Source organism: Pseudomonas sp. Marseille-Q1929 (assembly GCF_017316265.1).
GTDB lineage: Bacteria > Pseudomonadota > Gammaproteobacteria > Pseudomonadales > Pseudomonadaceae > Aquipseudomonas.
On sequence record NZ_JAFLWU010000033.1, the window covers coordinates 17,186 to 41,721 of the forward strand.

A 24,536-nucleotide genomic window follows, 5' to 3' on the forward strand; every position below is an offset into this window, starting at 1 on the left:
CGGTACTGACCGACCGCCTTCGCGAGCAAGCCCGCTCCCACATTTGGATCTCCACCTATTCAGATAGGTATCAGCGGTTCATAGGCGCGACGAAGCGGCTATCGGCAGCACTGTAAACCCACGGTTCATCCACATCGGTAACCTTGAAACGCAACGTCTGCGAACTGCTGGCCGGTTTATCCGCCAACAACGCCACCGACACCGGCACATCGCTGATTTCTCCCGGCGCCAGGCTGATCTCGGTCTTGCCTTGCAGTTGGAAGCCCTCGGCGTCCACCAGCTCCAGGCGGTAGTCCTGGCGCTGCTGGGTCTTGTTGATGACCTTGAGGCTGTAGATGTTTTCGATCAAGCCCTGGGCGTTCTCGCGGAACATGCCGCGGTCCTTGGTCACATCCAGCGACACCATCGGCCGCTGCACCAAGGCCACCACCAGCGCTGCAATCATTACCAGCAGCACGGCACTGTAGCCGATCAGGCGTGGCCGTAGCAGATGGGTCTTGCCGCCTTGCAGTTGATGTTCGCTGGTATAACTGACCAGGCCACGGGCGTAGCCCATCTTGTCCATGATCGAGTCGCACGCGTCGATGCACGCCGCGCAGCCGATGCACTCCATTTGCAGGCCATCGCGGATGTCGATGCCGGTGGGGCACACCTGCACGCACAGGTGGCAGTCGATGCAGTCGCCCAGGCCGACGTCGGCGGGTTTCACCTCGCGTTTGCGTGGGCCGCGGTGTTCGCCACGGGCGGCGTCGTAGGAAATGGTCAGGGTGTCCTTGTCGAACATCACGCTCTGGAACCGTGCATACGGACACATGTGCATGCACACCGCTTCACGCAGCCAGCCGGCATTGATGTAGGTGGCGCCGGTGAAAAACAGCACCCAGAACAGGCTCACTCCGCCCATTTGCCAGGTCAGCAACTCGGCGGCCAGGGGGCGGATCGGCGTGAAGTAGCCGACAAAGGTCAGGCCCGTCAGTACGCTGATACCCAGCCATAAGGTGTGCTTGGCCGCGCGCCGCGCCAGTTTGTTCGGGCTCCAGGGCGCGGCTTGTAGCTTGATGCGCTGGTTGCGCTCGCCTTCGGTGACTTTTTCGCACCACATGAACAGCCAGGTGAACGAGCTTTGTGGGCAGGTGTAGCCACACCACACGCGGCCGGCAAAGACGGTGATCGCAAACAGGCCGAAGGCGCAGATAATCAGCAGCGCCGAGAGCAGGATGAAATCCTGTGGCCAGAACGTCGCACCAAAAATATGGAATTTACTTTCAGCCAAGTCCCATAGCACGGCTTGGCGTCCGCCCCAGTTCAGCCACACCGTGCCGAAAAAGGCCAGGAACAGAAAGCCTGCACCGCTCAAGCGCAAGGTGCGGAACAGGCCGGTGAAACTGCGGGTGTGGATCAGGTTGTCGCTGGATTTGGCCTTCACCTTCTTTGGGTGGATCGGCTCAAAGGTTTCCACGGTTCGGACGGGGATTCTTTCGCTCATGGTCGTTCGCTCATCAGCCTCCATCAGGCAGAGGAACTATGCGCGCCGGTCTGTTTGCATAACAGACTCAGGTCTATCGATAAAAAGCGGATCAGATGGGTTTGTGCGGGGTGCCTGCGTCAATGTGTTGCACCCCGTAGCGCTTGGGGTGCAGCTGGGTTTGAGGCGTGCTGATACAGATCAATTAAATCGCCGAAGCAGGCCCGCGTCGGGCTCAGGTCACCAGGTTGCTCTGGCGCACCTCACCAAAGACCTTGACTACAAACGGCGGCTCACCCGGGTTGCCGGAAACCGACACCACGCTGGTGTTGGTGCTCGATGAGTAATCAATTTTGACTTCCCCGCTGGCGCCCGTGAACTGGTTGACGACCTGCAGGGGTTTGTTCATCTGTTTTCGAATGCCCGAGAGGTCCACTTTGTCGTTGGAAGAGAAGTTTCGGATTTCGCTGGGCGCGTCCAGGGTAGATTCACTGAGTCGGTTATAACTGTAGGTATTGCCTGGAGCGCGACGTCGCGCGTTGTTGATGTTGTCGTCGCTCAGAGAACCGCCGATATCGTGCAAGCCGTTGGCGGCAGAGGTTGATTCGGAGAATTTTTTCTCCATGTCGGCTTTTTCATCCTGCCACCGCTTGACGTTGCCGACGAAACTTTCAATGCCGCCTCCCTCAAATGCCTGCATGATCATCTCGATATTGCGCGCCATCAACTCCTGGATTTTTCTCTCGGCCATCTGGTTTTTGGTTTCGGACAGGTTGGAATCAATCTCGTCTTTGTTCAGTGCCTTGTGGATGGCTTTGAGCTTCCTGGCGTTCGCTTCTCCGTTGGGGCCTTGCAGCAACGCTTCGATTTTTTCGGGTGTCAGTCGCGCGCGAAGTTTTTCAAGGATTGCCTTGGACTTTGGCGAGTTGGGGTCGCGCACGATCTCCTTGATGTTCTCTTTGCTCAGCAGTTCGGCCAGGTCGCCGGGGTCCTCCTGTGGCGTTGTGTTGTTTGTCGGCGGCGTCGGGTTCGGGGCCTTGGGCGTCTGGGACCAATTCGGGCCGGCGTCGAGCAGTGTTTTCACACGCGCATCTGTTTGTGCCGATGGGGGTGGGTTGTTGCCGTACGGCGCTGGCGTTTTGGGGGACTCGGCGGTGTGACGCGATTGGATAGTGGACATCGGGACTTCCTCGCAATAAATGGGGCAAACGCCCAATTAACGGAGCGCAAACAGGCGTTTGCGCGTGCGAGTATAGGAATCAGCCCTTGGGGCAGAGGAGGGCAATAGGCTATTGGGTCTGTAGGTGGTTTCAGTTTTTTTTGTAGCTGGCTTGTTGCTGAAAAAGGGCCAGTAGCGGACGAGTCCCAGGCTGGCCCGACAGTCAGACGATCACCGGGGGGTGGGGCGTCGGTGGCTCTTCAACTGCAGGTGGCTGCTGTTCTGGCGGCTCCTGCTCCGGAACCGGTTGGGGGGCGGTGGGTGGCAGGGCTGGTTTGTCGATATTCGGGTCTGGGGTTTCAGCCGGGATCGGGATATTCATCGGTATGGCCTCCTTTGTGCTTTGCTCTACCGGTGGACAGCTGCCGGGATCAATTGATTCCCAGCCCAATGGCTGTACATCCACCTGAACTTTTCGCGCGGGCACAGGCTCGGACCTATGACGGTTGCGCTCAGGGAGAGCGCTGGCGTGTCAGAACCCGGATCAAGCAAAGAGCGTCCACAGGGCGTAAGGGGAAGATGCTCGATGACTGCTGAAACACAGGTTCCCAATGCATCTGCATTAGCGCTGTCCCAGGCACTGTTACTGCCCAGGATCGCGATTGAAAGCACCATGCCGGTGATCGACGGCGGCGAATTTGCGGTCAAGGCCGTGGTGGGGCAGCGTGTCAATGTCACCAGCAAGGTGTTCGCTGACGGCCACGACAAGCTCGCGGTGCTGATCCGCTGGCGGCCGCTGCAGGACGAAAGCTGGCATAGCGTGGTGATGAGCGATGTGGGCAACAATGGTTGGGAAGGCGCGTTTACCGTCACCCATCAAGGCCCCCATGAATATTGCATCGAAGCCTGGATCGATACGTTCGCCAGCTTCTGCTACGAATTGCGCAAGAAACACGAGGCCGGGGTGCCGGTCAGTCTGGAATTGCAGGAAGGCCGCAGCCTGGTGCTGCAAGCGGCCGAGCGCAGTGACAACGCGTTGCGCGACCGGCTGATGCTGTTGCACCACGAACTGTCCGGCCTGCTGGAAACCGAGCAGGTCGCGCTGTTCCTGCACGAAGACAGTGCACACCAGATGACCCAGGCCGATCACCGTGCTTACCTGAGCATCAGCACTGTGTACCCGATCGATGTCGAGCGCCAGGCAGCGCAATTTGCCAGCTGGTACGAGCTGTTTCCTCGCTCGATCACCGACGATCCGGCGCGCCACGGCACGTTCAATGACGTGCATTCGCGGCTGTCGATGATCCATGACATGGGCTTCGACGTGCTGTACTTCCCGCCAATCCATCCCATTGGCCGCAGCCATCGCAAGGGGCGCAACAACGCCCTGACTGCCGGCCCCGATGATCCGGGCAGCCCCTACGCCATCGGCAGCGAGGAGGGCGGGCACGAGGCGATCCATCCGCAATTGGGCAGCCGCGATGACTTCCGTCGCCTGGTCAAGGCCGCCGCCGAGCACGGCCTGGAAATCGCCCTGGACTTCGCCATCCAGTGTTCTCAGGACCATCCGTGGCTCAAGCAGCACCCTGGCTGGTTCAACTGGCGCCCGGACGGCACGATCAAGTACGCGGAGAACCCGCCAAAAAAATACCAGGACATCGTCAACGTTGATTTCTATGCGGCAGATGCCATTCCCAGCCTGTGGACCGAGTTGCGCGACATCGTGCTGGGCTGGGTCGACGAGGGCGTGAAGACCTTTCGTGTCGACAACCCCCACACCAAGCCGCTGCCGTTCTGGCAGTGGTTGATCAGCGATGTGCGGGCCCGGCACCCGGAGGTGATCTTTCTCGCCGAAGCCTTCACCACGCCAGCGATGATGGCGCGCCTGGGCAAGGTCGGTTACACCCAGAGCTACACCTATTTCACCTGGCGCAACACCAAGGCCGAGCTGAGCGAATACTTCACGCAATTGAATGAATCGCCGTGGCGCGAGTGTTTCCGGCCGAACTTTTTCGTCAACACGCCGGATATCAACCCGCGGTTCCTGCATGAATCCGGCCGCCCGGGTTTCTTGATCCGCGCCGCGCTGGCGACCATGGGCTCGGGCCTGTGGGGGATGTATTCGGGTTTCGAGCTGTGTGAAGCCGCGCCGGTGCCCGGCAAAGAAGAGTACCTGGACTCAGAGAAGTACGAGATCCGTGTCAGAGACTTCACCGCGCCGGGCAACATCATCGCCGAGATCGCCCAGCTCAACCGCATCCGCCGGCAGAACCCGGCGTTGCAGACGCACCTGGGCTTGAAGCTGTACAACGCCTGGAACGACAACATCCTGTATTTCGGCAAGCGCAGCGAGGATGGCAGCAACTTCATTCTGATTGCGGTGAACCTTGATCCCTACAACGCCCAGGAAGCGAACTTTGAATTGCCGTTGTGGGAATTGGGCTTGCCGGACGATGCGCAGACCCAAGGTGAAGACCTGATGAGCGGCCATCGCTGGACCTGGTATGGCAAGACCCAGTGGATGCGGCTGGAGCCGCAGATGCCGTTTGGGATCTGGCGCATCACCGTTTCTCAAGCCAGTTAGAGATCAGAAATGTGGGAGCGGGCTTGCTCGCGAATGCGGTGAATCAGTCAATGAGTTCGCTGGCTGACACACCGCATTCGCGAGCAAACCCGCTCCCACAGTTTGATCGCATCCGGCCTGCAAAATATTAGTATTCCAGGAGTTTCCAATGGCGAAGAAACCCACCCCATCCCCCTTCACTCAAGACCCGCTCTGGTACAAGGACGCGGTGATCTACCAGGTTCACGTCAAATCCTTTTTCGATGCCAACAACGACGGTATCGGCGACTTTGCCGGGCTGATCGCCAAGCTCGACTACATTGCCGACCTCGGTGTTAACACCCTGTGGCTGTTGCCGTTCTACCCCTCGCCACGGCGCGATGACGGCTATGACATCGCCGAATACCGCGGTGTACACAGCGACTACGGCACCTTGGCCGACGCCAAGCGCTTTATTGCCGAGGCCCACAAGCGCGGGCTGCGCGTCATTACGGAGCTGGTGATCAACCACACCAGCGACCAGCACCCGTGGTTCCAGCGCGCCCGCAAGGCCAAGCCCGGTTCGGCGGCGAGGGACTTCTACGTGTGGTCCGATGACGACCAGAAGTACGCCGGCACCCGCATCATTTTCCTCGACACCGAGAAGTCCAACTGGACCTGGGACCCGGTGGCCGGCCAGTACTTCTGGCATCGCTTCTATTCCCACCAGCCAGACCTCAACTTCGACAACCCGCAAGTGATGAAGGCCGTGCTGTCGGTGATGCGCTATTGGCTCGACATGGGCATCGACGGCCTGCGCCTGGATGCCATCCCGTACCTGATCGAACGCGACGGCACGAACAACGAAAACCTGCCGCAAACCCACGACGTGCTTAAACAGATCCGCGCCGAGATCGATGCCCACTATCCCGACCGCATGTTGCTGGCGGAGGCCAACCAATGGCCGGAAGACACGCAACTCTACTTCGGCGACCCGAAGGGCGATGACGGCGACGAATGCCATATGGCCTTCCACTTCCCGCTGATGCCGCGCATGTACATGGCGCTGGCCCAGGAAGATCGTTTTCCCATCACCGACATTCTGCGCCAGACCCCGGAGATCCCGGCCAATTGCCAATGGGCGATCTTCCTGCGCAACCACGATGAACTGACCCTGGAGATGGTCACCGACAAAGAGCGCGACTACCTGTGGAATTACTACGCCGCCGACCGCCGCGCCCGCATCAACCTGGGCATTCGCCGCCGCCTCGCGCCCCTGATGGAGCGCGACCGTCGGCGCATCGAGCTGCTCAACAGCCTGCTGCTGTCGATGCCCGGCACGCCGACCCTGTATTACGGCGATGAAATCGGCATGGGCGACAACATCTACCTCGGCGACCGCGACGGCGTGCGCACGCCGATGCAATGGTCCATCGACCGCAACGGCGGCTTCTCCCGCGCCGACCCGGCGAGCCTGGTGCTGCCGCCGATCATGGACCCACAGTACGGCTATCAGTCGGTGAATGTCGAAACCCAGGCCCAGGACCCCCATTCGTTGCTGAACTGGACCCGGCGCATGCTGGCGGTGCGCAAGCAGTCCAAGGCGTTTGGCCGGGGGCGCTTGAACATGCTGTCGCCAGCCAACCGCCGCATCCTCGCGTACACCCGTGAGTTCACCGGGGAAGACGGCCGCACGGAAATCATTCTGTGTGTCGCCAACGTGTCGCGCAGCGCCCAGGCGGCCGAGCTGGACCTGTCGGCGTACGCCGGCATGGTACCCGTGGAGATGCTCGGCGGTAACGCCTTTCCGCCCATCGGCCAGTTGCATTTCCTGCTGACCCTGGCGCCCTACGGGTTCTACTGGTTCGTGCTGGCGGCGGAAAACCAGATGCCCAGCTGGCATGTCGAGCCGGCGCAGAGCATCCCGGACTTCACCACCCTGGTGCTGAAAAAACGCCTGGAAGAGCTGCTGGAGCAACCCTGTCGCGCCACGCTGGAGCAGGCCGCGCTGCCGGCCTGGCTGCCCAAGCGGCGCTGGTTCGCGGCCAAGGATGTCGCCATCGACACCGTACATATCGCCTACGGCGTGCGCTTCGGCGACCCGCAGCACCCGGTATTGCTCAGCGAAATCGAGGTGACCAGCGCCGGTCAGGTCAGCCGTTACCAATTGCCGTTCGGCTTCCTCGCGGAAGACCAGCTCACCAGCGCCTTGCCCCAGCAACTGGCCCTGGCCCGTGTGCGACGCGCGCACCAGGTGGGGCTGGTGACCGATGCATTCAGCCTTGAGCCTTTTATTCGCGCCGTGATCCAGGGCTTGCAGGCCGGCACGCGGCTCTCTTCCAGTGAAGGCGAGCTGCGATTTGACGCCACGCCCCACCTGGCCCAGTTGCAACTGACGGACGACGCGCCGGTGCGCTACCTGTCGGCCGAGCAGTCCAACAGTTCAGTGGTGGTGGGCGAAAGCCTGGTGCTCAAGCTGATCCGCAAGGTCGCCAGCGGCGTGCACCCGGAACTGGAAATGAGCGCTTACCTGACCGCCGCCGGTTACCCGAATATTTCGCCGCTGCTGGGTGCGGTGATTCGCCGCGACGGGGCAGGGCAAGACAATTTGCTGATGATCGCCCAGGGTTACCTGAGCAATCAGGGCGATGCGTGGGCCTGGACCCAGAACAGCCTGGAACGGGCGATCCGTGATGAATTGGCCGGGGCCATCTCCGAGCAGGAGCAACACTACAACGCCCTCGGCGAGCTAAAGGACTTTGCTGGATTGCTCGGCCAGCGCCTGGGCGAAATGCACGGGGTATTGGGCGCGGACACGGCTGATCCTGACTTCAAGCCTGAAGTCACCCGCGTCAAAGACACCCAGGCGTGGGCCAAGGATGTCGGTGCGCAGCTCGACCGCGCCTTGCGATTGCTCAGCCAGCACCAAACCCAGTTGAACCCTGCGGACCAGCTGCGGGTCACTGAGATGCTGGTGCAGGAAAAGGCCATCGCCAGGCATGTCCAGGCCCTGGCGAAAGCCACGGCCGGTGGGCTGCGCATACGCGTCCACGGTGATTTGCATTTGGGCCAGGTGTTGGTGGTGAAGGGTGATGCCTACTTGATCGACTTCGAAGGCGAACCGGCGCGGCCGTTGCATGAGCGGCGTGGCAAGCACAGCCCGTATAAGGACGTGAGTGGCGTGCTGCGCTCGTTTGATTACGCGGCAGCGCTAGCCTTGAACGGGCAAGGGCTGGACCACTCGCCCGCAGCCGAGCTGGCGCGCAAACGGGTGACCGATCGCTACCTGAATGACGCACGTCAGGCTTTTATCCAGGCTTATCAGGCAGCTACGTCTACACTGGCGCATGACTGGCAGGAAGCCACAGGCCAGGACGCTGCGCTGACGTTGTTCAGCCTGGAGAAGGCCGCGTATGAAGTGGCCTACGAAGCGGAAAACCGTCCCAGCTGGCTACCGGTGCCCCTGCAAGGGCTGCACCGTTTGTTGAGCGGGCTTGAACCAATATCGAAAACTGCACGCGGTGGGGAGACGTCATGAGCTTTACACATAAAGAACCGCTGCAGCCCAAGTTGACTGCATTGCCGGCGTCCAACGACATCGAATGGCTGGTGCGCGCCGAGCACCCTGACCCGTTCTCGATTCTCGGGCCGCACGATGACGAACAGGGCGGCCAGTTTATCCGCGCGTTCCTGCCAGAGGCGCTGAGCGTCCAGGTGCTGGCGCGCGACAACGGCGAGACGCTCGGCAGCCTGGACGCTACCCAGGTGCCGGGATTGTTTGTCGGGCACTTTGCGACGCGCCAGGCGTACCTGCTGAAGATCCAGTGGGCCGGGGGCGAGCAGATCACCGAAGATCCCTACAGTTTCAGCCAATTGTTGCTGGGGGAAATGGACCTGTACCTGTTTGCCGAAGGTAACCACCGCGACCTCAGCAGCTGCCTGGGCGCGCAAGTCACCACGGTGGATGGCGTGCAAGGTGTGCGCTTTGCCGTGTGGGCGCCGAATGCGCGGCGGGTGTCGGTGGTCGGCGACTTCAATATCTGGGACGGCCGGCGTCATCCGATGCGCCTGCGGCATCCGTCTGGCGTGTGGGAGATCTTTATCCCACGCCTGCAACCGGGCGCGGCCTACAAGTACGAGATTCTCGGCGCCAATGGCATCTTGCCGCTTAAGGCCGATCCCTGTGCGCTGGCTACGCAGCTGCCGCCCGACACCGCGTCGAAAGTCGCCGCGCCGTTGCAGGTGGACTGGCAAGACCACGACTGGATGCAATCACGCCTCGACAAGCACAAGACCACGGCGCCACTGTCGATCTACGAGCTGCACGTGGGCTCCTGGCAGTGCGAGCTGGACGAGGCCGGCGAGGTTGCCCGCCAGTACGGCTGGCGCGAGCTGGCCGAGCGCTTGATCCCCTATGTGCAGCAACTGGGCTTCACCCATATCGAACTGATGCCGATCATGGAGCACCCGTTCGGCGGCTCGTGGGGTTATCAGGCGCTGTCACAATTTGCGCCAACGGCGCGCTTCGGTTCGCCCGAAGATTTTGCCTACTTCGTCAACGCCCTGCATCAGGCCGATATCGGTGTGATCCTCGACTGGGTGCCGGCGCATTTTCCTACCGATACCCACGGCCTCGCCCAGTTTGACGGCACCGCGCTGTACGAATACGCCAACCCGCTGGAAGGCTTTCACCAGGATTGGGACACGCTGATCTACAACCTCGGCCGCACCGAAGTGCATGGCTTTATGCTGGCTTCGGCGTTGCACTGGCTGAAACACTTCCACGTGGACGGCCTGCGGGTGGATGCGGTGGCATCGATGCTGTACCGCGATTATTCGCGCAAGGCCGGCGAGTGGGTGCCCAATCGCCATGGTGGCCGCGAGAACCTCGAAGCCATCGACTTTTTGCGCCATTTGAACGATGTCGTCGCGCAGGAAGCACCCGGCGCGCTGGTCATCGCCGAAGAATCCACCGCCTGGCCCGGCGTGAGCCAACCGACCCAACAGGGTGGCCTGGGTTTCAACTACAAATGGAACATGGGCTGGATGCACGATTCATTGCACTACATCCAGCAAGACCCGGTGTACCGCGCCCACCATCACAACGAACTGAGTTTTGGCCTGGTGTATGCCTGGTCCGAGCGTTTTATCCTGCCGATCTCCCACGACGAAGTGGTGCACGGCAAACACTCGCTGATCGACAAGATGCCCGGCGACCGTTGGCAGAAGTTCGCCAACCTGCGCGCCTACCTGGCGTTCATGTGGATGCACCCCGGTAAGAAGTTGCTGTTCATGGGCTGCGAATTCGGCCAGTGGCGCGAGTGGAACCACGACCAGCAACTGGACTGGTACCTGCTGCAATACGCCGAGCACAAGGGCGTGCAAAAACTGGTCGGCGACTTGAACCGCCTGTACCGCGAGGAACCGGCGCTGCACGAACAGGACGATGCGCCCCAAGGCTTCCAGTGGCTGATCGGCGACGATGCAATCAACAGCGTCTATGCCTGGCTGCGCTGGAGCAAGGACGGCAAGCCGGTGCTGGTGGTGGCCAACTTCACCCCGGTACCCCGTGAGGCGTACGCGGTGGGCGTGCCATTTGCCGGGCGCTGGAGCGAGGTGATCAACACCGATGCCGACACCTATGCCGGTTCGAACTACGGCAATGGCGGTGAAGTGTTTACTCAGGATGAGCCGCGCCATGGGCAACCGGTGTCGTTGACGCTGAATCTGCCACCGCTTGGCGTGCTGATCCTGCGTCCTGAATAACGGCCGTATTCAAGAAGGGCTGACGTTTCTGAAAACCTGCGGGCGTGCAGTGGCGGCGCGCCCGTGGTAGCTGGACGCAAATTGTCATGTATTGCGTCGGAACAATTTCCTACGGGGTGTCCACACATGGACGTCAGCGATTGGGCGTAGGTCTTGCAACACACCTCGTTTCTTCGCTCGGTTTGTGCATACCACTCCCGGAGATGAAACTTCTGCCATGACGCCATTCCCAACTAACAACGTTCGTACTCCTGTGGCAGCGCTCAGCGCGCCAAGCGCCTATCTCTCAACCAGCCCCGTGGTCAAATCGGCCCCTGCGCTAGCGACGGCTCCCGTTCGTGCACCCGACTCCCCAGTTGCCCTGGTGCAGGGGAAGCTGCTTGACCTGGATGAAATGTTGAGCGCATTACGCGAGCTTCAGGCTCAGTCAGACCCCCCTGATGCCCAGAAGAAAAGCTTGTTCCTCAACAAGGATTCACCGCTTATCCCGCAAAACGGCTCGACTGAGCCGGGCAGCAACCGGCTCGACAATATGCTCAAGTACTACGGTGTTGTTCCGGCCAACCCCAGCACGCAAGCGCAAGTACAAGCGGCGATTGATGCGTTGGAAAATACCCGCAGCGAAATTGCCCTGGGCATAGGGAATGAGGCAAGCAAGGCTGATGCGTTGTTGCAGGACAGCAACGACGATTCAATATCCGCATTCGTGGGTGAGGCACAAGACAAGCATCAAAAGCCTTTGCTGAGTTATTTGACCGAGGGCATCTCGGCGTCCGTACTCGAAAAAGCCCAGCGCTCGCCGGCTACCTTATTGGAGCGGATCGCAAAAACACCCAAGGCTGAAGAACTGGTTCAAGCGCTACTGAAAAAGCTTGGCGGCAGTGACTTTCCTTTAACGGAGCTGATCTCCCCTCATGTGAAAGTCCAGTTATTGATCAAGGCCATAACCTTGAGTCTTGACCCCGTGCAAACGCGTAAATCCGGACATGTTGCAGGGTTTCACCTGGCGTCCAGCGAGCATGGCAACAAGGGCTACGCAGACATCGAGACGCAGTTCAGGCAACACCTGATCGCCGCAAATAACATATCTTCCGCCGACGCTGACCTGGCCGCCTATCTTCTGCGCCCGCAGTTCCCGGCAGACTTTGCCGTGCGCGATATCCCGGCGGAGTTGCGCTATCAAGGAAGCGCTGTGTGGGTCAATTTCAAGCATGGTGTGGCGCTGACAGAGGCGATTGAACCCGGTTCTTCGCGAAGCATGAGCTTTCAAGAGTTGGTGGACCTGCCCGGCAAGTTCGGCGAACAGGCGACGACAAGCGAGCAGTGGGCACTTATCGCGGCGACCCGTATTCCGGCGACGCTGGAATGGGCTGCTTTGCAGGGTGTGATTGAACAAAAAGAGGAGTATTCGCAGGCAGAGATCTCCAAGGCAGTGTCTGCTTTTGATGAGCATGTCAACGGCCTTGTAGAGGCGACTGCGCAACTTGCAGTCGATGTGCCCATGCGTAAGGACTACTTTGAAAAAATGGAAAAGGGCACCTCCCGGACCGAATTCTTGTCGTTGATAAGCCCGTTTTTTGCGCTGTACCGACACCTCAATGGCGAAAAGATCAGGCCCTCCGATCTCGTCTATCAATACCCTGTTTATGACGAAGATAGTTTCAAGTCTGCGTTTGATCAGTATTTGGCGAAGGCCAAGTCTGGTTATGACAAAGTACTGCGCAGCCTGTTATCGCAGTTGCCGACCCAGGACCGTGTAGCGATTGAGCAGGGTGCAGCCACGGTCTATGCACTGCGGGTCAAGCCCGATACAAAAAATGAGACAGAAGAACAGAAAAAGGCCGCCAAGACTCGCCCGGGGTTCATTCTCAAGGCGGAACACGAGGGGCAGACAAGCTACTATGAAATCAACCCGGTCAAGGGCATAGCCCGGCGACGCGACGACTTGAAGCCGGTCCTGGAGGCCTACGATCCGGCTGAAAAAAATTATGACAAAGACTTTATTTCCATTGAGCACACCAATGATGGCGTACCTTCCGAAGAGCTGGTTGTGCGCAATAGCCGCACCGGCAGGGCGGCGTTCAAGAAACAGTGGGACGAATACAAGGCTGGCAGAGGCCCGCGGCCCAAGAGCTTTTCGATAGTTGTTCCGCAACAGCTCGATCATTTTCCCGCCACTGGCCGCGTCGGTAGCGCTGCAGTGCCAAACACCCTGGAATCAGAACGCTCGGGAGCCATTGCCAAGTCCATTACCGAAAAATTGTTTTATGTCGATGAGGATAAATTGCGGGAGTGGGCAAAGTCGGACCCTGACAGGGAGAGCTCAGCGAAGAAAAATGACGAGAATTTCTGGGAGCGTATGAAAAGCGTGGCCCAGTTCTTTGTTCCTTTCTGGGGTGGGATCGAGGACCTCGTCAATGGCCGTACCAAAGATGGCATTGTCGGTCTGATCATCGACGGTCTATTTACGTTCGCAGGGCCGGCCGGCAAGCTGGCCGCCGGCTCGGTGCGAGTGTTGGCCAATGTTGGCAAGCTCAGCATGCGCGCGCTGCTGCCAAAATTCTTGCCCTTGATAAAGCAATTTGGTGTTTCTGTGGCGCAGAACCTGAACCCGCTTGAACCGGTAATGGCGGGCTTCAGCACCAAGGGAGGGAAAGGCCTTAAGTTCGGGAAAGGGCACATCGACAACATCCAGGCAGGCATTGCGCAGTTCAGGCGGTCATCGCCCTTCAAGCAACTGCCTGGAAAAGGGCGTTATGACGTCACCCCCAACATACCCTTGACCTCCAGAAACCTACCGGAAGGCGCAAGCGTACGCGTGCCCGAAGGCATCTCCAGCGATGAGGTGCGGGTGCTGAATAGGAAGAATCACACCGATGTGGTCGTTGGTGATGATGTCTTTCGGTATGACCCTGGCAAACCGGACAGCCTGACCAAACTGGGCGGCCCTGATCATGGCGGCCCGTTGGAAGGGTTTGCAACGACGTGTGGCGGCGGAGGACGCAGGTCCAGGCGTGACCTCAATGACCTCTGTTACACCAAAGAGATCGAGCCAGGTGGAACCCCCATCTTCCAGGACGCCCAAGCCCTCGACCACCGTCGGCTGATTCCTGGCCCTGCACAGGCTAACGGGCCGCGCACGGTGGTGCACGAGCACCGTTTATACCGAGTCAATGAGGCAGGTCAGCAGGAGTTGTTGCCTATTGCGACTTCGCAGCCTGTGACCTACAAGGCACAAACGACGGGCACGGTGATCAAGGAGCCAGATTTCGGGTTTGATGATTTCGGCGTACCTCGTTCGCTCAACAACGATACGGTGGTGGTGAAAGTGGATGCGATCAGCGACTTGAGCAATGACCAACGAATCGTCAGAGGCCACAAAATCGACCACAATGGCCGGCAATACGTGGTGGTCGAGGGCGATACCGGCGTTCATTACTACGCCGAACTCAACGCAACGGGCAAGCTCGACTTTTACCGCTTGGATCGCAAGAACCCCGTCAGCCGGAATTTTATTGAAACCCATGATCAATACCGAGACTTTCACGGATATGCTGCGCAGAAAAGTCCAAACAATCAGTTGATTGTCCTGCCTACCATGGACAGCCTGGTCAAGAAAATCGTGGCCGAGAACTCTCTATCCACCGCGGAAATCGAACACCTTGCCAAGGTATTGAAAGGTCTTACCCCCGAGAAGCAGCGCGAAGTACTCATGAGCGTTTACGCGTCTGGAACCAACCCGGGAAAGGTGGTGGTGGCGGCAAAACCGATTCGACTCGAACCCATCAAGAAGCCGGCAGATTTTTCCCAACTGCCGCCAGCGGATCAAAACCGGCTCTATGCTGAAGGGGGGAGGAAGGCCGTTGACGATCAGTTCCAGGCCACGGGTATCAGGTCCGCCAATCAACAAGTGCCGGGCCAACCCGGTGAGAAGATTCGCGCAGACGCTGCCGCCGAGACGGTAGGTTGGCTCTACACGCGCACAGGTGCGCCAAACTATTCCGAAATCGTGTTGAAGACCGGGGCCGGGAACTGCGACCAGATGGCCAAGGTTGCGGTTGATACCATCAACGCCAGTGGTGGCAGTGCGCGTATCGCGCAAGTCAAAGGGCACACTTTCGGCATTGTCGGCGGCCCGCCAGGCTATTCCAAGAGCAAGGGCTTTACCGGGCCGGAATGGGCCGATGCCTGGGTTGTAGATCCTTGGGCTGGCATCACCTGCAAGGCTTCGGACTATCCTGCCCTATTCAAGGCGCGCATGCAGGAGTGGAGCCAGGAAGGCCGGCTGATCCTGATCAGCGATGGCAATACACCACCGACCTCGGTGTGGAGTGACCCCATGGAGCCGCGCTGGATAGATGCAACCGTTAACGGGGAGGCCCAGGTTTTCTGACGGCGGGCCGCCAATCACAGCCAATGATTTGGCGCCGAGGGTTGTCTCATGCGCCTAGGGCCAAACAACGGCTCTATCTGGCTGGATTCAGTTGTTCAGATTGGTGGCAGGGTGCCACAATGGCGCCTTTGTCGTGGCAGTCGAAGCAGGCGGATTTCATGAATGGCCTTGGGCGTGGGCAGGACCAGGATTGCGTTATTGAGGAGCAGGTGCGGACCGACCGTTTGCACCAGCTGTTTCGCCAATCATTTGCCGCCATTTTCGGCAGTTTCCTCGGCGCGGCCATGTTGTGCTGGCTGTGCTGGGACCGGTTTTCCCACCAGGTCATCCTGATCTGGCTGGTGGCGCTGGGGGCGTCGTCGCTGCTGCGCATTCACCTGTTCATGGGCTGGTTTCGCTGCCCCCATGCCGAACGCACACCGGACCGCTGGGAACGTCGCTACTGGCTGACACTGATGTTGTCTGCGGGGATCTGGGGCGCGGGCGCATTGGCTGTGATGCCGACCGACGACCGCGTGTCACAGGTGCTGGTGATGTTGTTCACCGTGGGCATGTCGGTCAGTGCGGTGTCGTGTTATTCGGCGTATCGCTACATGACGCTGATGTCCATGGCCCTGGTGTTATTGCCGTGCACGGTGTGGCTGCTGTTCCAGCCGTCGCCCATGCAAGTCGGCGTGGCCGTGGCGGTGCTGGTGTTTTCGACGTTTGTGGTCAGCGCCACGCGCAAACTGTCGGATGCCCTGGAAAAAGCCTTTCGCCTGACCCGGCAAATGGAACGTGCCCACAATATTTCCACGCGCGCCGCCCAGACCGATGAACTCACCGGCTTGATGAATCGCCGCGCGTTCTTCGAACATGCCCACTTGTTGTACGCACAGTGCCGTCACAACAGCCAGCCACTGTGTGCGCTGATGTTGGACATGGACCATTTCAAGGAAATCAACGACACCTACGGCCATCAGGCGGGCGATCAGGTGTTGCGCCAGATCGGCGGGGTGATCAGCGCCTCGTTTCGCCAGACGGATGTGTACGGCCGATTAGGCGGCGAAGAGTTTGCCGTGCTGTTGCCCAATACGTCCCTGGAAACGGCGCGCTCTATCGCCGAGCAGTTGGTCCGCGCGATTTCCGGGCTGGCCGCCGAGCCGGTGCACGGTTTGACCGCCAGCCTCGGCGTAGCGTCGATCCGCAGTGTTGACCAGGATCTGCACAGCCTGATGAATACCGCCGACAAGGCGCTGTACCGTGCCAAGGCCCAGGGTCGTAACCAGGTCGCCGTGGCCGAGTAGACGCTCAGTCGCGCTGCATGGATTTGGCCAGCACCCGCGCCACCTGGTCGGCGGAGTAGGGCTTGGCGAGGAACTCAAACCCTTCATAGCCGCTGTCGGCCAGCTCTTCGCTGTAGCCGGAGGTGAGCACCACCGGCAGGTCCGGGCGGCGCTGGCGCAGCAGTTTGGCCATGGCCACGCCGGTCATGCCGGGCATCACCACATCCGAGAAAATACCGTCAAAGGCCATGGCGTCGGGGCCCGCCAGCGCGAGCGCCTGTTCGGCGTGGGTGGCCCAGGTGGTCCGGTAGCCGAGGTCTTGCAGGATCTGGTTGGCAAAGCGCCCGACTTCCAGGTTGTCTTCGACGATCAGGATATGCCGCTGCGCGGTGTCGAGGTGCAAGCCAGGCTCATGGGACGGGCCGGGCTGTTGTTGCGCTTGCGCGGCGACGGCGGGCAAGTACAGGGTGAACCGCGTGCCCTGGCCCAGGGTGCTGCTCACATCGACGTTGCCGCCCGATTGCTTGGCGAAGCCGAAGACTTGCGACAGGCCAAGCCCGGTGCCTTTGCCCACGGCCTTGGTGGTGAAGAAGGGCTCGAAAATGCGCTCGAAGGTGTCCCCGGCAATACCCACGCCCGTATCGCTCAACGACACCGCGACAAACGAATGATGTGCTTCGGCGTCGCCACGGATGCGCGGCAGGGTCGATACATGGGCCACCCGCAGGGTCAAGGTGCCTTGGCCGTCCATCGCGTCGCGGGCGTTGAGGGCGATATTGATCAGCGCCGTCTCAAACTGGCTGGCATCCACACACACATGGCACGGCTGCGCTGGTAACTCGACCTGGACGTGAATACGCGCACCGGTGAGGCTTTCCAGCATCTCGCCAATGTCTGTCACGCGCTGGCACACGTCGAAAACTTCCGGGTTCAATGGCTGGCGGCGGGCAAAGGCGAGCAATTGACTGGTGAGCTTGCTGGCCCGTTCGACGGTGTCGGAGACGGCGCCCAGGTAGCGTTGCCGGCGTTCTTCGGACAACCCTGGCTGGCGCAGGAAATCCACCGAGGAGCGAATGATGGTCAGCAGGTTGTTGAAGTCGTGGGCCACGCCGCCGGTCAATTGGCCGATGGCTTCGAGCTTTTGCGATTGATGCAGCGCGGCTTCGGCCTGGGTGAGGGCGGTGGTGCGTTCCTCCACACGCTGCTCCAGGGTCGCGTTCAATTCGCTGAAGGCCGCCAGCCCTTCGCGCACGGCGGCGTCGGCGCGCACGCGCTCGATATGGGCCCAGGAACGTTCGGTGACTTCCCCCAGCAGCGCCAGGTCATAGGGCGACCAGACCCGTGCCGATTTATGGTGCGCGGCCATCAAGGCGGTCAAGCGACCGTCCTTGATCAGGGGGAAACACACCGTCGCCGTGGCCCCGAGGGCCTGGTAGCTGGCGGACTCGTCGGGTGGGAACTCCACGCGGTTGTCGCGGATTACCAGCGGCTCGCCAGCGCGCAGGCGCTGCACCGCCAAGGCGCCGAACGACGCCAGGCTGTAACGCCCGACGATGCTCGGCGAGCCCGGCGCCGCCCAGTTACCGCGAATGGTGAAACCGTCTTCATCGGCGTCCATGTCCGCATACGCACAGTTGGAGACCTGCAGGTGCTGCGCCAGCAGGCGGGTGGTGCTGGTCATGATGGCTTCGGCGTCGGTGGCGTTGGCCACGGCATTGCCGATAGCGTCCAGCATCGCCAGGCGGCGCGCGAGGAACACGGTGGCGGTGGTTTCGGTGACGGTGTCGAGCATGCCGACCACCCGGCCATGGGGGTCGCGGATCGGGCTGTAGCAAAAGGTGAAATAGGCCTGCTCGGTACCGGCGCCGCGCTCGATCAGCAGCGGGTAGTTCTCGATATACGTCGCGTGCCCTTCAAACGCGGCCTTGGCGATCGGGCTGATGTCATTCCAGGCTTCGCTCCACACCTCACTGAACGGGCGCCCCAATGCGTAGGGCTTGTCACCGAGGATCGGAATAAACGCATCGTTGTAGAGCATGGTCAGGGAAGACCCCCAAACGATGGCCTGGGGGAAGCTTGAGGCAAAACACAGGGCGACGGTGGTCTTGAGCACGTCTGGCCACTGCTCCAAAGGGCCCAGCGGGGTGCTGGCCCAATCATGCAGACGCACCCGTTCGGCCATGTCGCTGCTGCTTTGCAGCCAATTCATCATTGCAAGAGCACCTTGTTTGCCGCCGTCTTTTTAATTGCCTGAAAGGTCAGGGCAACACGCTACAGACCGGAATGGCCGTTGGCAGTTCAACGCAATTATCGCGGAGATGGCATTTTGATGCTCTATCCATTTGAATGGATCTATTAGGTGCCGAACAACCCTGTCCAGTAGATCCCCGCATCACTCTTCGGGTCCATGGCATAGGCCGCGCCCAACTCGCGAAACTGCGGGTTCATCAGGTTGGCGCAGTGCCCGGGGCTGGCGAGCCAACCGTCCACCACCTTGCGCGGGGTGTCGAGGCCGGCGGCGATGTTTTCGCCGATGTTTTTTGCGATATACCCAGCCAACTCGGCACGATCGCCTGGCGTGCGGCCGTCATGGTCGAGGTGATCGAAGAAATTGCCGTTGGCCATGTTGCGCGTGTGGCTGTTGGCAGCGCCGGCCAGGTCGTCGTTCCAGCTCAACGGCGTGGTGGCGTTGAACGCTTGGGTGCCACATTGGCGCGCTTGTTCGCGGGCGGCGTTGACCAGGTTGAGCAATTGCTTGCCTTCGGTCTGCCAGTCGCCCAGGCCGCTGGACAGCAGCGGGCGGGCGAGCACGATGCGCCAGTCCTGGCCGCTGTTGCTCACGCCGATATCGACAAATTGCGGGTCCAGCACCACGCGGCAGAAGCTTTCGCGCACGGCCTTCATGGCGGATGCAGCATCCTTGGGCCCGGACAGGCTGATGGCCTGCACGTTGACCATCGGGTACGCCGCCCGCGCCAGTGCCTGTTGCAGGTCGCCGACATTATTGGCCGGCAGCACCAGCCGCGTGTCGCTGGTCAGCGGTGGCAGTTCCTGGGAACCCTGGTCGCCGCAGCGCTGTAGCTGGCTGCGGTATTGGTTGATCTGTTGTACCAACTGACTTTCTTCATTCGCCATCGCGCTGGCGCAGAACACCGTAGTGGCGGCCAGCGTCGTCAGACCCATCATCAATGACAGCACGCGCATGGACATTACCCTTGAGCTTGTAAAGTGCCCATGATGCGCGATGTAGGTGCGTCCATGCACCCGTTGGTCTGATCTTTTTCCTTCAGTTCTTGAAGGCCGAGTGTTTGCGGCCCTGGTCGCACAGGGCAAACACCACCACCAGCAAGGCCGAAATGCCGAGGATGATCACCACGCCATCGGTGGAGTGGGTGGCCGAGGCCGCGACCATCGACAGCGCACCCAGCGGCGCCAGGCCACCAGCGATGGCCGTGCCGATTTCACGCCCGGTACCAAAGCCGGAGGAACGGGTCTGGGTCGGGAACTGCCGGCTCAGGAACGAGCCCTGGGGCGCAAACATCATCGGCGCGAGGATGCCTGTGCCGACGCCGATGGCGATGTAGATCATCAGGCTTTCACCGGTGTTGAGCAGGGCCAGGAACGGGTAGGCGAACAACAGCGAACACACGCCGCCGAGCATCAGTACGGTCTTGCTGCTCCACTTGTCGCACAACCAGCCGAAGCACGGCACGGCGACGATGGCGATCAGGCTGGCAATGGTCACCGACAGCGAGGTGACGTGCACATCCACGCCTTTGAACTGGGTCAGGTACGCCAGGGAGAAGGTCTTGAAGATGTAGCTCAGGGCGTTGTAGCCAATGGCCACGAAGAACACCACGGCCAGGCCTTTCATATCGTTCTTGAACAGGGTTTTCAGCGGCGAGGCCTTGGCCTTGGCGGCTTCCTTGCTCAGCTCGTTGAACTGCGGGGTTTCCGGGATGCTGTTGCGCACCCACAGGCCCACGCCCACCAGCACGATGCTGCACACGAACGGGATGCGCCAGCCACCGGCCAGCAGGAACTCGTTGCCGTTGATGGTCAGCACGTACACGGTGAGCGACGACAGCAACAGGCCCAGGTTCAGGCCCAGTGCGGGCCATGCGCCTTGACTGCCGCGCTTGCCTTCCGACGCGTGCTCGTAGGACGTCACCGCCGCCCCCGACAGCTCGGCGCCCGCGCCCAGGCCCTGGATGATGCGGATAAACACCAGCAGGATCGGCGCCCAGATGCCAATCGAGGCGTAGCTGGGGATCAGGCCGATCAGCGTGGTGCACACGCCCATCAGGCAGAAGGTCAGCACCAGCACTTGCTTGCGGCCGAACTTGTCGCCGAGGTAGCCGAACAGGATGCCGCCGAACGGGCGGGCGATAAAGCCGATGGCAAAGGTGGAAAAGGCCATCAGGGTGGCGGTTTTCGGGTCGCTGTTATCGAAGAAGATCTTCGCGAACACAATGGCCGCCATGGTGGCGTAGAGGTAAAAGTCGTACCACTCCAGCATCGAGCCAAAGATCGTCGCGGCGGCGACTTTGCGTAGGCGCTTGCGGGTTTGTTCGGGTGTTTCAGTGGACGGAATGGAGGCAGGTGCCGACATGCTGGACTTCCTTCTGGGTCTTTATAGTTATTGTCAAATGGACGCGTATTGCGGGGTGTTACTCGGGCTGGAACAGGCGGTCGGCGATCATCGCGCCGATGGGCATGGCTGAGGTGGCGGCCGGCGAGGGCGCGTTGCACACGTGGAGCATTCGTGGGGTCTGGGCGAACAGGAAATCGTGCACCAGGCTGCCGTCGCGCATCACCGCCTGGGCGCGGATGCCCGCTTCATAGGGCAGCAGGTCGTCGAGGTTCAGCGACGGGCAATACTTGCGGCACTGCTCCAGGTAGCCGGACTTGAACAGTGAGTTCTTCATCTCGGTGGTGCCGGAGCCGAGGTTTTGCCAAATGGTTTTCCAGAAGCCGGGGAAGCTCGCGTACTGCGCCACGTCGCGCCAGTTCACCGAGAACTTGCGGTAGTTCTCGCGGCCCAGGCCCAGTACGGCATTCGGGCCGACGGTGACGCTGCCGTCGATCATGCGGGTGAGGTGCACGCCCAGGAACGGCAGCTCCGGATCGGGAATCGGGTAGATCAGGTGGTTGACGATGTTGTTTTTCGCCGCTGGTAAGCGGAAGTATTCACCGCGAAACGGGATGATCTGGTGGTCGATGGGAATGCCGGCAAGGGTCGCCAGGCGGTCCGACTGCAAACCGGCGCAGACCACCAGGTGACGGGCCTGCCAGGTTTCGCCACGGGTGTTGATGGTGACTTTGTCGGTGTCTTCGTGGATCGCGGTGACGGTGCGCTCCAGGCAAATCTCGCCACCGCTGCGGCGGATCACCTGGGCCATGGTCTCGCAGACCTGGCGGTAATCGACGATGCCGGTGGCATCGAGGAACAAGCCGCCGAGGCCGACGATGTTCGGTTCACGCTGGCGCAGTTGGTCGGCGTCGAGGCGTTCGACCTTCATGCCGTTGAGCTGGGAGCGTGCGTACAGGGCTTCCATGCGCTGCATTTCCAGGGGGCTGGAAGCCACCAGCAACTTGCCGCACACCTCGAACTTGATCCCGTGCTCCGTGCAGAATTGTTTTGTCTGTTCGGCGCCGCGCTTGCACAGGTCGGCCTTGAGGCTGCCCGGTGCGTAGTAGATGCCGGCGTGGATCACGCCGCTGTTGTGACCGGTCTGGTGCTTGGCCAGCACCGACTCTTTTTCCAGGATCACCAGCGAGGCGCCCGGCTGGCGCTTGAGCAGCTCCATCGCGGTGGCCAGGCCGACGATGCCGCCGCCGATAATGCAAAAGTCGTGAATCATTGTGTGAGGTACCTAAAGGTGCACATTTCGGTCTGCTTATCAGGTTGTCAGACTAATGTTTTTGTTAAAAAAATGGCGTGTCGAGGACACGCTACTTAAAGGATCAATGGGTGGCTGGCAGCTCCAGGCTCAGGCGGCGTGCCGCTGCACGCAAGTGCGCCTCGGCACTGGCGGCGGCGCGTGGGGCGTCGCCGTCGGCGATGGCCTGGTAGAGCGCTTGGTGTTCCTGGGTTGCATCGGCGGAGCCGGTGGCAAAGCGTGACGCCGAGTTTTCCCAGGCGGTTTTGCGGGCGCTGGCCAATTGGCTGCGCAGGAAGTCGTGGAACGCGACGAAGTAGTCATTCTTGCTGGCGTCAGCGATGGCGCGGTGGAATTCCACGTCGGCGAGGGCGGCGGCTTCGAAGTTGTCGCGGTGGTCCTGCATGGCCTGCAGCGCGCCTTTCATGCGTTGCAGGTCGGCCTCATCGCGGCGTTGGGCAGCAATCGAGGCGGCTTGGGTTTCGATCCACAGGCGCACTTCGAACATCTGCGCCAGGTCCGGGCTGCGGCCGTTGGGCTGGGGGAAACGGAACACCGTGCCCGCGGGCGTCTGCGAAATGAACGAACCCAGGCCCCGGCGGGCGGTGATCACGCCGTCTGCCTTGAGCTGGGCAATGGCTTCGCGCACCACGGAGCGGCTGACGTTGAGTTGCTCGGCCAGTTGCTGTTCGGTGGGCATGCGCGACTCCGGCGGCAATTGGCCGGAATCGATTTCTGCGCGGATCGCACTGACAACCCGCACGACAAGCGAGTCGGGACGCTGGAGCTCAAGCATGGGTCAACCTTGGTGATCAGGTTGTCAGACAATAGTCGCTGCGATTTTATCTTGTCAATGTTTGTGTTGCAGCGCGCCGGCCAACAGGATCAGGCCCACCGCCACCGCGAAGGTGGCATGCAGGCCAAAAGCCACGGATTGCGGGGTGGCGCGGATGATATCCGGCGTGGCCCAGGCGAACACCGCACCGAGGGCCGAGGCGCCGAAAATCAGGCCGACATTGCGCGACAGGTTCAACAGGCCCGACACCGTGCCCCGGCGCGGGCCTTCGACATCTCGCATCACCGAGGTGTTGTTGGCGGCCTGGAACAGGCTGTAGCCCGACGTCAGCAAGACCAGTGCGCCAAGGTAGGCCAGCAACCCGCCGGCCAGCGCCAGTGACAACGCGCCGACGGCCATGATGGCCAGCCCGAGGAGGGTCATGCGCGGGCTGCCGAAGCGGTCGGTGAGGTGGCCGGCAGGCACGCCGGTGACGGCCGCGACACAGGGCCCCACCGCCATGACCAGGCCCATCCACGCTGGCGCGAGCCCCAGGCCACGGGACAAGTAGAACGGGCCGACCACAAACGTCGCCATCATCACCGCCGACACCAGCGCGCTCATGCCCAGGCCGGCGCGCAGCCCGGGGCTGGCCAGTGCCGACCAGAACGGCGCTGCCGCCCGCGCGCCGGGTTCATTCGGCAGGTAGCGGTAGGCGAGGGCGGCCGCCAGCAGCCCCAGTGGCGCGCCGAGCAGGAACAACGCGCGCCAACTCCACAGGCTCAGCAACACGCCCCCGACGCTGGGGCCCATGGCGGTGCCGACGGCCGACAGCGTACCGAGCAAGCCCATCACGCGCCCGGTGCGTTCCTTGCTGACCGTGTCGCCGACCATGCCCAGGGTCATCGCCATCATGATCGCCGCGCCGAGGCCTTGCAGCACGCGCGCGGCGATCAGCCAGGGCAGCGACGGCGCCATGGCACACAGCCCGCAAGCCAGGGCGAACAGCAACAAGCCGGCGAGCAACAGCCGCCGCCGCCCCAGGCGATCGCCCAAGCGGCCCGCGCTGACAATCACGGCGGTGATCGCCAGCAAATAGGCGAGCACCACCCACTGCACCGCCTGAAACGACGCATCAAACGCCAGCACCAGGCTGGGCAGGCCGACATTGGCAATGCTGGTGCCGAGGGAGGCCAGCAACATGGACAGCGACAGGCTGAAAAGGGCGCCGCGTGTGGATTTGTGCATCAGAGAATCCTTGGATGATCGCTACTGTCACAAATCTACGG

General features: G+C 61.2%; 14 protein-coding genes. 5 read left to right on the forward strand and 9 right to left on the reverse strand.

All coding sequences use genetic code 11. From position 1 onward, the window contains the following. Window positions 1-70: 70 nt before the first annotated feature. The 3 genes from ccoG to J1G37_RS25205 form a co-directional block, all read right to left on the reverse strand. Entirely contained in the window at window positions 71-1,486 is a 1,416-nt protein-coding gene (gene ccoG, locus J1G37_RS25195; protein ID WP_207046108.1) for a cytochrome c oxidase accessory protein CcoG, read from the reverse strand. A gap of 214 nt (window positions 1,487-1,700) precedes the next feature. Next, window positions 1,701-2,645: a M10 family metallopeptidase C-terminal domain-containing protein gene (locus J1G37_RS25200; RefSeq protein WP_207046110.1), complete on the reverse strand. Its 945-nt coding sequence runs from the start codon at window positions 2,643-2,645 to the stop codon at window positions 1,701-1,703. A 202-nt stretch (window positions 2,646-2,847) separates the two neighbouring features. Continuing rightward, on the reverse strand, window positions 2,848-3,006 hold the full coding sequence (locus tag J1G37_RS25205) for a hypothetical protein (RefSeq protein WP_207046112.1): 159 nt from the start codon (window positions 3,004-3,006) through the stop codon (window positions 2,848-2,850). Window positions 3,007-3,210: 204 nt separating this feature from the next. On the opposite strand from J1G37_RS25205, the gene J1G37_RS25210 reads away from it, so the two are divergent. The 5 genes from J1G37_RS25210 (at window position 3,211) to J1G37_RS25230 (ending at window position 16,611) form a co-directional block, all read left to right on the forward strand. Beyond that, window positions 3,211-5,208, forward strand: coding sequence for an alpha-1,4-glucan--maltose-1-phosphate maltosyltransferase (locus J1G37_RS25210; RefSeq protein WP_207046113.1), 1,998 nt, complete (start codon window positions 3,211-3,213; stop codon window positions 5,206-5,208). 148 nt (window positions 5,209-5,356) lie between these two features. Continuing rightward, window positions 5,357-8,704 (forward strand): maltose alpha-D-glucosyltransferase, encoded by a 3,348-nt coding sequence (gene treS / locus J1G37_RS25215; protein WP_207046114.1) that lies wholly within the window; start codon window positions 5,357-5,359, stop codon window positions 8,702-8,704. After that, window positions 8,701-10,932: a 1,4-alpha-glucan branching protein GlgB gene (gene glgB, locus J1G37_RS25220; RefSeq protein ID WP_207046115.1), complete on the forward strand. Its 2,232-nt coding sequence runs from the start codon at window positions 8,701-8,703 to the stop codon at window positions 10,930-10,932. Before treS ends, glgB begins: the two co-directional genes overlap by 4 nt. A gap of 217 nt (window positions 10,933-11,149) precedes the next feature. Further along, window positions 11,150-15,325, forward strand: coding sequence for a hypothetical protein (locus tag J1G37_RS25225; protein WP_207046116.1), 4,176 nt, complete (start codon window positions 11,150-11,152; stop codon window positions 15,323-15,325). 119 nt (window positions 15,326-15,444) lie between these two features. Beyond that, the gene (locus J1G37_RS25230) at window positions 15,445-16,611 is read left to right on the forward strand and encodes a sensor domain-containing diguanylate cyclase (RefSeq protein WP_207046117.1); all 1,167 of its coding nucleotides are present in this window, start codon (window positions 15,445-15,447) and stop codon (window positions 16,609-16,611) included. 4 nt (window positions 16,612-16,615) lie between these two features. On the opposite strand, the gene J1G37_RS25235 is transcribed toward J1G37_RS25230, so the two are convergent. The 6 genes from J1G37_RS25235 to J1G37_RS25260 all read right to left on the reverse strand — a co-directional run bounded on the left by J1G37_RS25235 (window position 16,616) and on the right by J1G37_RS25260 (window position 24,495). Next, window positions 16,616-18,802: a GAF domain-containing protein gene (locus J1G37_RS25235; protein ID WP_207046118.1), complete on the reverse strand. Its 2,187-nt coding sequence runs from the start codon at window positions 18,800-18,802 to the stop codon at window positions 16,616-16,618. A 143-nt stretch (window positions 18,803-18,945) separates the two neighbouring features. Continuing rightward, a complete protein-coding gene (locus tag J1G37_RS25240; RefSeq protein WP_207046121.1) occupies window positions 18,946-19,794 on the reverse strand; it encodes a CAP domain-containing protein in 849 nt (282 codons plus the stop codon). 82 nt (window positions 19,795-19,876) lie between these two features. Continuing rightward, a complete protein-coding gene (locus J1G37_RS25245; protein ID WP_207046123.1) occupies window positions 19,877-21,202 on the reverse strand; it encodes an MFS transporter in 1,326 nt (441 codons plus the stop codon). A 58-nt stretch (window positions 21,203-21,260) separates the two neighbouring features. After that, the gene (gene lhgO / locus J1G37_RS25250; protein WP_207046125.1) at window positions 21,261-22,454 is read right to left on the reverse strand and encodes an L-2-hydroxyglutarate oxidase; all 1,194 of its coding nucleotides are present in this window, start codon (window positions 22,452-22,454) and stop codon (window positions 21,261-21,263) included. A 103-nt stretch (window positions 22,455-22,557) separates the two neighbouring features. Further along, window positions 22,558-23,268 carry a FadR/GntR family transcriptional regulator gene (locus tag J1G37_RS25255; RefSeq protein ID WP_207046127.1) on the reverse strand — a complete coding sequence of 237 codons (711 nt, stop codon included), beginning with the start codon at window positions 23,266-23,268 and terminating at the stop codon, window positions 22,558-22,560. Window positions 23,269-23,322: 54 nt separating this feature from the next. After that, window positions 23,323-24,495 (reverse strand): MFS transporter, encoded by a 1,173-nt coding sequence (locus J1G37_RS25260; protein ID WP_207046129.1) that lies wholly within the window; start codon window positions 24,493-24,495, stop codon window positions 23,323-23,325. Window positions 24,496-24,536 lie beyond the last annotated feature (41 nt).